This is a genomic window from Bacillus cereus group sp. TH152-1LC (assembly GCF_027710505.1).
GTDB lineage: Bacteria > Bacillota > Bacilli > Bacillales > Bacillaceae_G > Bacillus_A > Bacillus_A mobilis.
This window is the reverse complement of sequence record NZ_JAQFNK010000002.1, coordinates 514,275-528,591: the sequence shown is the minus strand read 5'-3', so window position 1 is coordinate 528,591 and position 14,317 is coordinate 514,275. Positions and strand designations below refer to the sequence as shown.

The window sequence follows — 14,317 nt, the reverse complement described above, 5'->3', positions numbered from 1 at the left end:
AAAATTGAAATTTCACATACCTCCTTTACATGAATAATTTCATATTTTTATTTTTTTCTACCCTTTCTTCTTTCTCTATGATAGTTAATCCAATCGCAGAAATAACAGTACCTATCGCTTGTATCCAAACACCAATGAGTGCTATTATCTTCTCATTCTTCTTATCAACCATAATGTATTCATGTTCTATTTCGTTCTTTGATATATTCATAATACCTTGATACGCTTGAAGTCCAGCACCTAAACTTTGCAAAGAATTTCCTAGTATTATAATTCTTTGTATCGCTTTCATCTGAAGCAAAGCTGCTTCTACTCCTAAAAAAGCACCTATCGATTGTAAACTGTTCCCGACAATAATAAGATAATCATTCTCTTTCGATTGTTCATTTATATTAAAATATGTTCCTATTACATTTGATATATTCCCTAACGCTAATAACTCAATGCCCATTTTATCGAGCATTTCACTTTTATTCTCCAAACATATATTTTGCTTTTCTCTTTCGCCTTCATCTTCGGTATCATTACTCGCTATAATTTGTAATATATACCCGAGGGCTTGTAATGAGCTTCCTACAATTACAAGATCTGATTCAACTTTCTCTTCTCCAATAAATCCTCTTGTCGCCCCAATAGCCGTCGTAAGATTTCCACCTACTTGATACCATGCTCCCGTCACTTTTAAACTGCTTGGATTCATTCTTATCACCTATTTAGAAATTTTCTATTGCTTTCGAAATACATAAATTGCATCCTCTTTCTCATGTTTATTTTCTACATGTAATTTTGTGCATTCTATAATGTGTTAAAAATACAAAAAAGCACCTTAAAGGTACTTTTTTATACAAAGTGTGTATCACTGAAAATATGCTAATTCAATCTATATTTACATACATTCTGGGCATGTCAATGAAGATCCATTTTTATCTATTGTTATATTTAATATATATTTAATCGCATTACATGACCACATTTCAGGTGTGGGTGATTCATTTACATACTGTGGTGCACATGAATACAGCATTGGAGTGCTTATGCTCCCGCCTGGATCTAAAGCAATAACAGCCATACCATTAGGTAACTCAAGTGCCATAGATTTCGTGATACCTTCAATTGCAAACTTTGAGGCACAATATGGCGCCAGCTCAGCTTCTCCTTCTCGGCCCCAACTAGAACTCATATTAATAATCATTCCTTCTTTCCTAGCTACCATCGCTGGGACAAATGCCCTAATTACATTTACTACACCATTTACGTTTATATTCATTACATTTTCGAATTCTTGAGCTGTTACTTTCCACAGTGGCGCATTTTTATTAACAATTGATGCATTATTTATTAACAAATCAGGTGCTCTATGTCTATGCAGTATATAATTTGCCCAACTACTTACTTGCTGGGAGTCTGAAACATCAATTATTTGAAAATCATGTATATTACCGTAATAATTTTTCAATTCTTCAATTTTATCTTTTGAACGCCCACAGCCATATATAGTCCATCCCAATTCATGAAATCGATCAACCATTGCACGACCTAACCCTTGCGTCACTCCTGTAATCATTACAATTTTTCCAATTTCGTTTCGCTTCAAATATCTCTCCTCCTTTACAACATTTTATACTCTTCCTTTTCATTCAGCCATTTACTAAAGTATCAACTTATTTCATACTTTAGAAGGAGTTTTTATGTAAACAAAAAGAGTAACCATAACAGTTACTCTTGCTTATATATCAAAAAAATCATTATTTATTTCGTTATTGCTTTTATATTTCAGCTTCTTTTTCCCGTATTTCTTACACCGATACATATAATCTACACCTAGATTACCTACTTTTGTTTAAATTCTCAATCTCATTTTGCAACTTTTTGAATTGTTCAAAATGCATAGTGATAGATTGACTATTTCCATAATCAACACTATGCTTCACAAATAAAACACCAGTATCATGAAAAATTGCTTCCAGTTCTTTTCCGATCGATACTTTCATTATATGTGCTGTTTTAATAGCCGATAAAATTGCAATTTCATTAAACTTTAATTTTATTTCATTTGGACAAAATGCTTCTTCAACCAATATAACTTCATTGCTATAAATAAGTGCAACAAGATTACTTGATTTTGCATCTGTTAAATCTACTTTTTTTATAACATTATTCATTATATTTTACCTCCTTTTATTTCACATATATTAATTATACAATTTTTTAAAAAAATTAATCGACCTTACATTAATTTTAACATACTTTTATTGCAGGATTAAGCTACACTTCAAACGTTTTACTATTCCACGATTTTTGTTACATGAACCATTTGGACTATAAGGCCATATATTAGTATTAACAAATGATTGTAAAGCGGGTGAAAACTATGCCCTCAGTTGTAGGGAATTTAGTTGTACAAAATAGTAACGGTTCATTTAATTTAGGCGATTTCTACAACGTTTCTCCGAAAGAAAATACGAAGGCTTATAATGGATCTGGTGCTTCAAACGTTGGTTTTGTTGTTAATACTTTTAATGGTGTGAGCGCGACTAATACGTTTGATTCTGACCTTGCAGATCAAAACCAGGTAGGTACAGCGTAGTCCTATTTTTTACATCGTACTGTTTAGGAATAATAAATTTGTCTATACTATAATCAGGCTGTTACACAGCTATTATTGATTTTTGGAGTACCCTATCTTTTTCTCCCTTTCCCTGGGGCTTAGCAGCTAGTATGAAGCTAGCTGCTTTTTCGTTTCATTTTTTCTGCTCCACATCTAACAAAAATAAAAAGCTAAAATTTTATTTCAGCTTCCTTTACGTTATTTCAATAATATCCGAAGTATTAAATACATAAGTTTTATAAAATGCGTCCGTACATATTACAATGCACTTTAGCGGGTTTATATGCACAACTGTCATATAGCTTGTAAGTATGTAGCCACCTTCAAAATATGTCACCAATATTTCTTTATCCGACAATAATGACGTTAATAATTTATCAGAAATTCTCTCTTTTGCTTCTTTTGTTAAGAGCGGTTTTTGTACTTTAAACTTCTCTCCAACAATCTTTCTCATACTTAACAACTGTTCCGACCTTACTGTAAATGGAACCCATTCTCTGTCTATTTTCTGCACCTTTACATCATTCATTTTTTTATCTCCTTGATCATTTATCCATTCTATTTCACATATATTATTCCTTGATTATTCTTTCATAATTGCTTGGCTCATATTTCTCACGCATTAACAAGTAGTAAAGCTCCCACCTCAAAATTCGGCACATGTGAGGTATATAAGTCGAAAACTAACTGCCCGTAAACACCGAATTGGTGAAAGCTAATAGTCAATGGACAATAAGCACCTCACTGATTAACGTTTCACTTTACTTCTAATTCATATAGTAGCTGCATTAAACGGAACACTCGTTCTAATTATACACGAACATATATTCTTTTGAGAAGAGAAATAATTTTATTTTTAACAAAAAATAATTTAAATCATTTTCTTATACATATATCCATCATTGATTTTCTTCATCAAATGATTTTTTCACTTCCTATTTAATAGGAAGTTCACATATTTACTAAAAAGCGACTTCATATAAAATGAAGTCGCTTTTTTCTTATAATGTATATTTCTATATTTATTTTTCTATCCTGACAAGTGTTCTTTTGGGAATCGAAATTTCATCAATTTTAAAATGGTTTATTTTTAATTTTTATTCCCCCACTCGTTCCTTATCTTCATAACCAACCCAACAACTGAATAATTCAAAATAGTCACCCTCATTTAAATATCCTTCCATAATCGATCATAAAGCTAATAGCTTTTTTTAGCTTCTTTCTTCTCCTTTTCAGTTTTACACTCATAAAGTTCAATGCCCCAACTCATTGAAACCTCATGCGTGTAACTTGTTTGGAATTGAAACTCTTGTACAATTTCAAGCATTCTTTCGTCTGAAAAACACGGTCCAAAAATAATTACATCATTCGAATCTGGATCCGTTAACGGAATTTCTACATTGCAGCCTATATAACTTGCTAAACTCATTTTTACTCTCCTAATATTCGTATACAATGTACTTTATATGAATATTTATCTACTCGAATATAAAATCCCTGCCTAAACTAAAAAGTTTTAATTTTTCAAGTTTATTAACCAACTATAAATGAAAGCATATATTATAAAGAACGAACTCACAAAATTTAGGGAATTTATAACGGACCACAATTCGTTCCTTATGAATTTCTATGAAAAGAGAGGAATGTAAACGCTCTCTTTTTGTACATACTGTATAAAACTATTTATAAATAATTGCCCCTAATTATTAAATATATTTTGGTTGTAATATTATATGTAGCTCCCTCTCTGTTTCTGCTTTTTTTGGGTTGCGAAAATACTCTAATTCGTACTTTAATACTTCATACTCAACCATCCCAATCTTAATCCCTTTCGTTTCCTTTAAAATAGCTAATAAGTTACTTATCTCTTCATCATATGATTCAAAAATCTTCCCTCCATCTTCTCTTTGAAAAATTACTTTCATATTTTCTCCTCCTACATAATATATTTATCTATTAAATAATTTGTTTAAAAGCATTCTTTCTTTATCCTAAAAATTTCATACTAAAAAGAACATCCTTTTTTAGTAGAATGCTCTGCTTTTCACTTCATTTAGAATCAATATTTTTTCAATAATATTATATGTTTCATTCTGCAAATTATGTTTATCCGCTTCAATAAAGTAAAATTTATATCAATTAGGATTTTGTTCATTCTCGACTAATAATTAGCCTACACCAATCAGATTGCCTGCAAATAGTGGGAGAAGATTAATAAATTAGCTTTATATTTAATGAAATTAAGCAAATGAAACATTATAATATCAATATTCTATGAAGCATTGATCGTTCCAACTTTAAAAATTACATAAATTCCCATTGTAATTCTTAATATTTAAATGTAATATTGTATTGTCTTACTATCTATTTATAACTCACACACTAATTAGAAAAAGGGAACCTATAAAGGTTCCCTTTTTCTAATTACAGTCATTATTTCTTTTCTAGAAATTCAAATGTATTTTTAAAGTCTTTATCGTTCACCTTAATATCAGCATCTTTCAGTAAATCATTGACTACTTGTTGTTTCCATTTACCAGTCGTATCTTGTAGTCTTTGCTGTTCTAAATCTTTACGAATTTGGTCTTTTACTTCATCAAATGGCTTCAATTCTTTTTTATCTGTCACTTTAATAATATGGTAACCATAAGTTGTTTTTACTGGCTCACTTACGTGTCCTGCATCTAATTTATATGCAGCTTCCTCAAATTCTTTCACCGTTTGTCCTGGAGCAAAACCAGTTATTTCTCCGCCTTGTTCTTTTGAACCAGGATCCTCTGAGTATTGCTTCGCTAAAGCTGCAAAATCTTCACCACTATTTACTTTCTCTTTCACTTCTTTAGCAGTTTTTTCATCTTTCACTAAAATGTGACTTACCTTAATCTCTGGTTTATAATTATCTTTTACATCTTTTTCTGTGACAGTCGCTTTAATCGCTTTTTCAAATGCGATTTCCGGCTTCATTTTTTCTTTTAATTCATCTTCATTTTTCAATCCAATTTGCTCTAAAGTCGCTTTGAAGTTGTCACCCATTTTATCTTTTGCTTCTTCTACTTGTTTTTTTGCTTCCTCATCTGAAACTTTATATTTATCTAGTAACGCCTTACTTAACACCATTTGGTATAAAGTACTTTCCCCATATTTTTGTCTTAATTCTTTACTTAACTCTTTCTCTGTAACATTTCCTACTTTTGATGTTACTACATTGCCTGAGGAACCACATGCCGATAATGCCAGTACTACGCATGAAATAATTGTTCCTAAAAATAGCTTTTTCTTTTTCAATTCAAAATACCTCACTTTTATTATTATATAAGAATAACTATACAATGTACTTGTGTTAACAATGTGTTTTCCACATGTAATTCATTTCATTTGAATAAACTATGTATCTTGTTCTTTTTTCAATGCATAAAGGGTCATCTTACTATGTATTAGTAAGATGACCCTTTATGTATACCTAAAACATTTATTTACTTATAGGTACTTAATATTTAAATGTTCTTTCAGTATCCAATTATTTTGCCCGATATCTACCGCATTTTTGGCTCTGCCCCACACACGAAAAGATTTTGACCCATCAATATTACCTTTATAATTTATACATTCAGGCTCTGCATAATAGTTTACTCCATACCCAACAGGATATTTTGAAACTGCATAAAACCATTGCACATCAAAATGTTTTACAAATACCCACTGTTTATCATTGCCTAAGCAAATCATATCTTTATCCGCGCCTCCCCAATAACCATGTAAGACTAAATATGGCGTTTTTTGAGTGATTGTACCTGTAAACTGAGGATTCGCAGGATTTTCATATACGTTTATACCATATCCATCATTATATTTTGAAATTGCAATACCAATACCATTTGGTTGCTGTGTATCCTCTTTGTCAGATAGAATATATTGATTTACTTGATCTGAGCCTATAAACCAAGAAAGCGACTTATTTCCTATTAATTGATTCAAATCACATTTCCCAATACCAGGAACATTTCCTGAATCAGTATATTGCCAAATATCACAAGGATATGCTGGCTTATTCCCACCATAACGAGGAATCCACACAAAATCAACTTCAATATTACGTGCTCCAAATGATACATACGTGTGATGCCCCACATATAGTCCTATTTTTTTCGCACCTAAACGGCGTAATTCATCTATAAAGGCTTGTGTCCCCCCTTGCATATCCATCATCGTTTGAATTTCTACATCCACCACCCAAAACTTAGCAGATTTATCTCCGCGATTCCAAAAATCTTGTGCCTCTTTCCTTGCATCAGCAATAGAAATGAAGCGACAAAATGCATAATTCCCAAATGGAATACTGCGTTTTTTCATTTCAGTCACATAATTTTGATACATAAAATCTACCGTATTCGATCCATCTTGAACTCTAGCAATAACTAAATCTAGCTGAGATGCTGCAATATCCCAATTAATCGTTCCATTCCATTTTGAAATATCGATAATATACCCCAATACAATTCATCCCCTTTTTATTATCATATTCAAAGCTAGCTTTATTGAAATCTCCTTATGCCTAATACTAGCTATCTATAATATAAATAAGGAGAATCTATATTATTTTTCAAAAATTATAATCTATTAATTAGACTTCCATTAATTTTATTTATATTTCATACAGTTCATTCACAAATTTGAAATATATACTAACATCCATTAGTAAATAATATTGGTTATTCAATCTAGTATTAGAAACGTTCTTTCTATTACTACTCATCAGTATTAATCTTCTTTAGACTAATAAACATATGTATAACAGCTAACTTTCTGTATTTCTTATGTTTACTCTATATTATCGAAAATGATTTATCTTTCATTTCTTATATATTTTCACATCAAATATACTATCTTTACACGCTATATATTTATCAGTAGAAATTTCAGCCATCATCCGCAATTAGCTACACAAAGTAACGTTAATGCATACAAAAAAGACATTTTCTAATAAAGAAAATGTCTACTTACAATCTAGTAAAACAATTTTGGTGTTAGATCTGTATTTTGTAATTGTGCACTCTCACTGCTCGTAACACAGCTTGTGGAGAATAAAATTTGGATATCACAAACGTCATCGTTCATTACATCATGAAATACATTTGCAGCAACACCAGTAAATGTTTGACATAAATTTGAAATATCATCGTTAAAAAATTGAATCACTTGCGCTGCAAAAACTGGAAAGACAACATTTGATCCACCAGGAAGCTGCGGCTGTACAACAACTTGTTCAAAATAAGGATTATTTTCTAGCGCCACTTGAAACAAATGAGCAATTTCAAATGCATCTAGTGGACATGGAAGTGGATTTACAATGCTATTTTCATTATTCGTTACAATAACTGTTACACTTACATTCCCAAATTCTACAAAAGATTTTAGAAGCGTTGCTAACGCTATCGCTTTTTCATTACTTAACGCATGCACTAAAATAATATAATTCCCGCCAACTGGAATTAGCGGACCAACTGAAACAGTTGGATCAGCACCAATTGAATTTTTTAACTCATTGAAATATGTGATCCACGGTGGTGAAAGCTGAGCTTGTACATTTTCTTGCACTCTTTCATTACCTCCTAATACAATTCTTACTATTATTATATGTATCAAGGAAAAAAGTGTATTAGATAAATTACTTATTTTTTACTTTTACCTATTATATCGATTAAACATTTTATAGAACATTCTCTGTTTTCAATGCATTCTCCGCATTCTTACCACGCCTTAAAACCCCATATCATTATCAACACGACTAAAATTTCATATTATATTAATACGCCTTTATAATCTGAACGAAAAAGCGCAGTATACAATACTGCATATGAGGAGATGATTTCATGAAAAAAAAACCTATCGTGGTCAAAGTACCTCCAAATTCAAAACTGAAAATTACATTTTTCGGTCCTTGTAACGAAGTAATTACAAATGTTTCTATAATTAATCAACTTTCCACACCTAAATGTCAAACTATTACGCAATATCCAAACTACAAAAAATACGAAACTGAAATACGATCATTATCCAGTTGTTAATCTGTTCTATTCACACCCCTTATAACTTTGTTAGTTAGACAAATTTAGTAATAGACAAAAATTACTCATTTCATGTTATTCCATTGATAATCTATTGATTTTTTACACGTTTTTATTAATCGAGCATATATTATCGTATGGAGATTATCCACTCATAAAACCTATCTTTCTTTAGAGCGTACCGTTTGTGTATGCTCTTTTTTTATTTCTCCCTCATCCTGTATATTTAAATCTGTTCACTTTTATATTTCATGAATGGTAAACCCACCTGTTCTCTATAAACAATCTACTCAAGGTATCCCCAACAATACTCCTTTATTGATTATACTTTCACCCCTCTGTTACATTAGTATATTTATTCAAACTTGATTCATCTAGAACATTTCCCTTCTAAATTGACCATAGATGTATTAAAATCTTTATATAATTAAGGAGGTCAAATATGTTCAAGTTGCATCCAATACTACTCATCTTAGGGTTTATTTTATTTTTATATAGTGTAATCGCCTTAATGTTATTCCTTTCCATAGAATAGTAATATCTATATATACCTATGTTAAATATGTAATTTCTATATAGTAAAGAAAAAGCCCGTAATTATACGGCTTTTAATGTATTAATAAATTAAGTTGTCTTTTCTATTACATAAGACGACTAGCAAATGTAATGCAAAAGAAATTTCACAACCATGTTACATGTTTCATTAAACTCTTTTATTATCTGTAGAAGATCTAAAACTCATAATATGCTGGCACTTTCAACCTTACATCCTAGCATGTGAAATTCTCCTGAAACAAACTATATTTAACCTATTTACTTATATATTTTAGAAAAACAATAATAATCCCCCACCATTTGGTAAAGGGGATTAACAAAATCTACTGAAGAGTATTTTATTCTATTCGTTATTTAATTGGAGAAGGAAATCTTGCAGCTTCAAAATGAACCGTATTCAAACCATTAACATTTTGAACAATTACCCCAGCAACACTACTCTCAGCAAAAACTTCAACTGAATCTCCTGCTTCTAATTGAAGAATAGACGTTACTGAAATATCATTATTAAAAAACACCCCAGTCCCAAAGAAATCATTATCTATTGCTATTGCTGGATTTCCATTCACACGAATTTCTACTCTAGCTCTGTAATTTACATTAAAATCATTTGGAGAGAACGTTATATTTCCTAATACACTATATACTCCTTTCGTCTTCGGAATAAAAGTAGATGTTGTTGAGTTATATTCATTTGCTAAATCAAACTGTTCATTTTGAAATAATACTTTAACTGAAGTATTTTCAGGAACAGGTTGATTCATTGTATTAACAGCTCTAAATGCTGATGCCCTTACAAGTTTTTCTTTCTTATCATCACAACAATTCACTTTTACATACTTTCTATCACATTGACTATTTTTTCTAAAGCAATCATGACTTTTCTCTTTGTAATCTTTACAATACTTACAGTAATAATAAGACGTAGTAAGTCCCCCTTTAAAGTTATTATTACATACTATGTAACAAAGATAAGAATTGTTTGGACAAACTATTACTATTTTCAATAGAATAAAATATCCCCACCATTTTGGTGAGGATTATTCTTTATCTTCTATATACTCGACTTTATTTAATCGGAGAAGGAAATCTTGCAGCTTCAAAATGTGAACCATCTTCTGAAGGACTTAAAACTCCATCTATGCTACTTTGTGCATAAACCTCAACTTGATCTCCTTCATTTAATTGAATAATCGTCGAAACACTTACTACATTTCCAAAACTTATTGGACCAAAAAAATCATTATCTATCGCTATTGCTGCGTTTCCATTCACACGAATTTCTACACGAGCTCTATAATTTAAGCTAGGATCGTTTGGAAAGAAACCAATCGTTCCAATAACAGAGTAAACTCCCCTAGTCTTCGGAATAAAAATGGACGTTACTGGATTATACTCATTTGCTAAATCAAATTGTTCATTTTGGAACAATACCTTTACAAAAGTATTGGCAGGAACCGTTTGATTCACCGTATTTCTAGCTCTAAATGCTGATGCCCTAACAAGCTTCTCCTCGTTGTCATTACACTTACTCGTATTTTTACAACAATCATGCTGTTTCTTTTTATACTCTTTGCAATACTTACAGTAGTTATAGCAAGACATACTAGTTCCCCTTTCAAGCTTATTCCTTACATGTTATGTATGAGGGATTCGTAATGTTTGGACGAGCTATTGCTTTAGAACTATACTTGTCGCCTATTTATATACAAGTAAGTGAAAACATATCAATAAAATCACAATCTAAATGTATAGTGCACTCCATTCGAATTTGATAGATTCTTCTCTTATTTATTTTACTTTCAATACAAAAAAGAGCGAATCTACATTCGCTCTTTCCTATATATTTACAGCCCAAAACTTATCATCCAACCTAACATAAATCCAAATATAGCAAACAGCAGCATAAAAATTTGCATTATTTTCCCTTGTTTCTTTTTTATTTATATAAAAGAAACATCATTTATACATTTTAATAATTATTTACAATTATAAACAAAGAATGAGATATTATGGCTGTAAATATCTTTCAAACCTAGAAAAAACGATTCAGATGTTCTCCTACTCTTTGTAGGTTAATAGTTATAGGACAATCGTCCTGTACGATATAACCACAGATAGGACTTCGTTGTTGCATCCCGACTAGGTTCGTGTAAGTAAATATACTTGTATCCTTTATAGCACCATTAACCATTATTTGTCATGATAAGATAATTATCATTGTTTCTTTAGTCGGTATCTTCTCATCAAAAGAACACTTGTATTATGTACAGAGATTATCTAATCGGTTATTTACAAATTGTAGTTTGGAACTACTTGACACCTACATTTACACCTCTCCATTTACGTGGAGGTAATAAGACTCCTCAAAAAAATTTGGAACATGCGGGAAAGTTAGGTAGGAGCCGGGTCGTCCGTATATGTCCAATTGATGAGAACTAGTCATCGGTTTGAGATACCTGCCCCCTACTGATTAAACTTTCCATTTATAGATTAAATACAGTTCCATATGGGATAGTAAGAAAAGAACTTCCATACGGTGTGATTTGATGCACTGGGTAAAAATACTCCGTAGATGAATAATACGGCTGGATACCTTGTTGCTGCATCTGCATTTGTTGTTGCATTTGTAACGCTTGTTGAACAGCTTGAACTGTACTTTGTGCTCCGCTAAACGTTATGGATGTACCATACGCTGGGCGTATACCTGCTTGAGAATAAAAATACGAATAAAACATTATTGTCAACTCACTTCCATATAAGTTATTACAAATTATGTTATGATTCTTTATTTCAGTGAGTGCTGAAATCTAGTACACTTGCTTTTAGAAACTTTTTCATTTTAATTATTTCTTTTCATATCTTCAATTTCATATTTCAAAGAAGATTATATAAAAAAACAAAATGAATAATCTTAAATAAAATTCTATATGGAACTGTATTAGATCCTAACTTAATTAAACTTATCGTGATCACCAAATCTAACCATTACAATAATACTCGTCTCATAAGAACAACTCCATTTTGTTGACATATACTTAAAAAAAACATTCCTGGATATTTCACATAAAACATATACTCATAAACACTTTAAATCTAGAAACAACTATTAGTTATCAAACTGTACTTACTATTAAAATTTTTAAAAAGGAGGTAATTATGAAACATAATCCAAGTTCAAACGATCCGTGCGAAAAATTCCAATTCCCCTGTTTTATTTCTATAGCCTCTTGCGATCAAACTAATTGTTGTACACCTGTTTTCTTCTCATCTTCTCAGCAACAAGAATTATTGTCCCTAATTAACCAATTAAATCAAGCTATCCTTTCTTTCTTTACCACGCCAAATCCGACAACTATACAAATACTCCAATCATCTTTACAAGCGTTAAATGATTTAATCATTGCAGTACAACCAAATACTCCAAATAAAAATTTAGTTATACGAACTATCACTCAACTAATCAATTCTTTGCCTACTGCATCTCTTACTCAAATCTCTGCGTTATTCCAATTTCTATTCCAAAATTTATCTTCGCTCATTAGTTGTTCAAATCTATCCGATCCATTTCTGCAACAAACATTCAACTTAATTTTGCAAGGCATATTGAACAGTTCACTCTTAAATAATACTGGACCTACGGGTGCGACTGGGCCTAAAGGAATTCAAGGGCCTAAAGGAGTAACTGGGCCTCAAGGTGTGCAAGGGCTTCAAGGGCCAGAAGGAATCGAAGGGCCTAAAGGAGTAACTGGGCCTCAAGGTGTGCAAGGGCTTCAAGGGCCAGAAGGAATCGAAGGGCCCACTGGACCTCAAGGTGTGCAAGGCATGCAAGGACTTGAAGGACCAGAAGGGCCGACTGGACCTCAAGGTGTGCAAGGTATTCAGGGGCCAGAAGGACCACCAGGGCCGACTGGCGATTGTGAGTGTCCACCGGGTCCTACTGGGCCGACTGGACCAACCGGACCTACTGGACCTGCATGTAATTTCCTTGTTTATGTTACAAACGCAGGTGTTATAGATGATCCAACAGATGATACAGTATCTGTAATCAACACCGGAACAAATACAGTTGTTGCTACAATTACTGTAGATAATGCACCGCTCGAAGTAACAGTCTCACCAAATGGTACTCGCGCTTATGTTACTAATATTTTTTCTAATACCGTTTCTGTTATTAATACTGCCACTAATATAGTTGTCGCTACCATCCCTGTTGGATCTAATCCAATCGGTGTAGCTGTTTCTCCAAATAACACAACTGTTTATGTTGGAAATCACGGTAATAATACAGTTTCTGTTATTAATGCTGGTACTAACACTGTCATTGATACCATTCCTGTTGGCAATGCTCCGCAAGGAATCACTGTTTCTCCAAATGGAGCCTTTGCATATGTTGCAAACGAATTAAGCAACACAATCTCTGTTATTAATACTGCTACTAATACAGTTAGCGCTACCATTCCTGTTGGCATTCGCCCTAGGATAATCGTATTTACACTAGATGGTACTCGCGCGTATGTCACAAATCAAAATAGCAATACGGTTTCTGTTATTGACACTGCTACTAATTCCGTAATTAATACAATTAACGTAGGGATTGAACCGGTTGGTATAGATATTACACCCGATGGCACTCGTATTTACGTTGTAAATAAAGTTAGTAATAATGTATCAGTAATAAGCGTGGCGACAAATACTGTAATTGATACAATTCCTGTTGCTTTATCGCCAGATCAAGTAACCATCATACCAAATGGCACTCGTGCCTATGTTACAAACCAAGCTAGTAATACTGTTTCTGTTATCAATACTGCTACTAATACGGTTATAGATACGGTTCCAGTAGGTGTTGCTCCAACTGGTATAGCAACCGGAACTATTTGTGAATAAAATAAAAAAACAGAGAGTCAAAAATATGTCTCTCTGTTTTTTGCGTTCCTTAAAAACTTCATATTCATAGTAGCCCCTCTTGTATGAAATGAAGTAACTGATTAACTTTACGAACTTGAAAAACAGTCAGAAATTATACATATCAAGCTCTAATCTTATTTTCTAACCTTCTAAAATTCCTTTACAAAATAAAAAAGCA

15 protein-coding genes are annotated in these 14,317 nt (G+C 32.0%); 3 read left to right on the top strand and 12 right to left on the bottom strand.

What is annotated here, in order from left to right:
• Positions 1-25: 25 nt before the first annotated feature.
• The 3 genes from PDL00_RS09215 to PDL00_RS09205 all read right to left on the bottom strand — a co-directional run bounded on the left by PDL00_RS09215 (position 26) and on the right by PDL00_RS09205 (position 2,162).
• A complete protein-coding gene (locus PDL00_RS09215) occupies positions 26-700 on the bottom strand; it encodes a DUF6944 family repetitive protein (protein WP_242257096.1) in 675 nt (224 codons plus the stop codon).
• A 186-nt stretch (positions 701-886) separates the two neighbouring features.
• A complete protein-coding gene (locus PDL00_RS09210) occupies positions 887-1,594 on the bottom strand; it encodes an SDR family oxidoreductase (RefSeq protein WP_270728678.1) in 708 nt (235 codons plus the stop codon).
• Positions 1,595-1,826: 232 nt separating this feature from the next.
• Positions 1,827-2,162 carry a hypothetical protein gene (locus tag PDL00_RS09205; RefSeq protein ID WP_270728676.1) on the bottom strand — a complete coding sequence of 112 codons (336 nt, stop codon included), beginning with the start codon at positions 2,160-2,162 and terminating at the stop codon, positions 1,827-1,829.
• A 209-nt stretch (positions 2,163-2,371) separates the two neighbouring features.
• Between PDL00_RS09205 and gerPF the strand changes: the two genes are divergently transcribed.
• Positions 2,372-2,587, top strand: coding sequence for a spore germination protein GerPF (gene gerPF / locus PDL00_RS09200; protein WP_001141565.1), 216 nt, complete (start codon positions 2,372-2,374; stop codon positions 2,585-2,587).
• A gap of 214 nt (positions 2,588-2,801) precedes the next feature.
• Here gerPF and PDL00_RS09195 read toward each other — a convergent pair whose 3' ends face one another.
• The 6 genes from PDL00_RS09195 to PDL00_RS09170 form a co-directional block, all read right to left on the bottom strand.
• Positions 2,802-3,137, bottom strand: coding sequence for a YolD-like family protein (locus tag PDL00_RS09195; RefSeq protein ID WP_270728674.1), 336 nt, complete (start codon positions 3,135-3,137; stop codon positions 2,802-2,804).
• Positions 3,138-3,806: 669 nt separating this feature from the next.
• A complete protein-coding gene (locus tag PDL00_RS09190) occupies positions 3,807-4,037 on the bottom strand; it encodes a hypothetical protein (RefSeq protein WP_242257093.1) in 231 nt (76 codons plus the stop codon).
• A 277-nt stretch (positions 4,038-4,314) separates the two neighbouring features.
• Positions 4,315-4,533, bottom strand: coding sequence for a hypothetical protein (locus PDL00_RS09185; protein WP_242257092.1), 219 nt, complete (start codon positions 4,531-4,533; stop codon positions 4,315-4,317).
• Positions 4,534-5,041: 508 nt separating this feature from the next.
• Positions 5,042-5,893 (bottom strand): peptidylprolyl isomerase PrsA, encoded by an 852-nt coding sequence (locus PDL00_RS09180; RefSeq protein WP_242257091.1) that lies wholly within the window; start codon positions 5,891-5,893, stop codon positions 5,042-5,044.
• A gap of 192 nt (positions 5,894-6,085) precedes the next feature.
• Positions 6,086-7,099 (bottom strand): glycoside hydrolase family 25 protein, encoded by a 1,014-nt coding sequence (locus tag PDL00_RS09175; RefSeq protein WP_270728670.1) that lies wholly within the window; start codon positions 7,097-7,099, stop codon positions 6,086-6,088.
• A 513-nt stretch (positions 7,100-7,612) separates the two neighbouring features.
• A complete protein-coding gene (locus PDL00_RS09170) occupies positions 7,613-8,203 on the bottom strand; it encodes a hypothetical protein (protein ID WP_270728667.1) in 591 nt (196 codons plus the stop codon).
• 275 nt (positions 8,204-8,478) lie between these two features.
• On the opposite strand from PDL00_RS09170, the gene PDL00_RS09165 reads away from it, so the two are divergent.
• Positions 8,479-8,673, top strand: coding sequence for a hypothetical protein (locus PDL00_RS09165; protein WP_097907479.1), 195 nt, complete (start codon positions 8,479-8,481; stop codon positions 8,671-8,673).
• A 905-nt stretch (positions 8,674-9,578) separates the two neighbouring features.
• Here PDL00_RS09165 and PDL00_RS09160 read toward each other — a convergent pair.
• The 3 genes from PDL00_RS09160 to PDL00_RS09150 all read right to left on the bottom strand — a co-directional run bounded on the left by PDL00_RS09160 (position 9,579) and on the right by PDL00_RS09150 (position 11,966).
• Positions 9,579-10,190 carry a hypothetical protein gene (locus PDL00_RS09160; RefSeq protein ID WP_270728815.1) on the bottom strand — a complete coding sequence of 204 codons (612 nt, stop codon included), beginning with the start codon at positions 10,188-10,190 and terminating at the stop codon, positions 9,579-9,581.
• A 106-nt stretch (positions 10,191-10,296) separates the two neighbouring features.
• Entirely contained in the window at positions 10,297-10,833 is a 537-nt protein-coding gene (locus PDL00_RS09155) for a C1q-like domain-containing protein (protein WP_270728665.1), read from the bottom strand.
• Positions 10,834-11,714: 881 nt separating this feature from the next.
• Positions 11,715-11,966, bottom strand: a complete 252-nt coding sequence (locus PDL00_RS09150) for a DUF3947 family protein (RefSeq protein WP_270728662.1) — start codon at positions 11,964-11,966, stop codon at positions 11,715-11,717.
• Positions 11,967-12,387: 421 nt separating this feature from the next.
• Between PDL00_RS09150 and PDL00_RS09145 the strand changes: the two genes are divergently transcribed.
• Positions 12,388-14,118, top strand: a complete 1,731-nt coding sequence (locus tag PDL00_RS09145) for a collagen-like repeat preface domain-containing protein (protein WP_270728659.1) — start codon at positions 12,388-12,390, stop codon at positions 14,116-14,118.
• Positions 14,119-14,317 lie beyond the last annotated feature (199 nt).

Coding starts and splice junctions, on each gene's coding strand:
- PDL00_RS09185 (WP_242257092.1), bottom strand. CDS start 4,533: ATGAAAGTAATTTTTCAAAGAGAAGATGGAGGGAAGATTTTTGAATCA.
- PDL00_RS09215 (WP_242257096.1), bottom strand. CDS start 700: ATGAATCCAAGCAGTTTAAAAGTGACGGGAGCATGGTATCAAGTAGGT.
- PDL00_RS09165 (WP_097907479.1), top strand. CDS start 8,479: ATGAAAAAAAAACCTATCGTGGTCAAAGTACCTCCAAATTCAAAACTG.
- PDL00_RS09205 (WP_270728676.1), bottom strand. CDS start 2,162: ATGAATAATGTTATAAAAAAAGTAGATTTAACAGATGCAAAATCAAGT.
- PDL00_RS09195 (WP_270728674.1), bottom strand. CDS start 3,137: ATGAATGATGTAAAGGTGCAGAAAATAGACAGAGAATGGGTTCCATTT.
- PDL00_RS09145 (WP_270728659.1), top strand. CDS start 12,388: ATGAAACATAATCCAAGTTCAAACGATCCGTGCGAAAAATTCCAATTC.
- gerPF (WP_001141565.1), top strand. CDS start 2,372: ATGCCCTCAGTTGTAGGGAATTTAGTTGTACAAAATAGTAACGGTTCA.
- PDL00_RS09190 (WP_242257093.1), bottom strand. CDS start 4,037: ATGAGTTTAGCAAGTTATATAGGCTGCAATGTAGAAATTCCGTTAACG.
- PDL00_RS09150 (WP_270728662.1), bottom strand. CDS start 11,966: ATGTTTTATTCGTATTTTTATTCTCAAGCAGGTATACGCCCAGCGTAT.
- PDL00_RS09155 (WP_270728665.1), bottom strand. CDS start 10,833: ATGTCTTGCTATAACTACTGTAAGTATTGCAAAGAGTATAAAAAGAAA.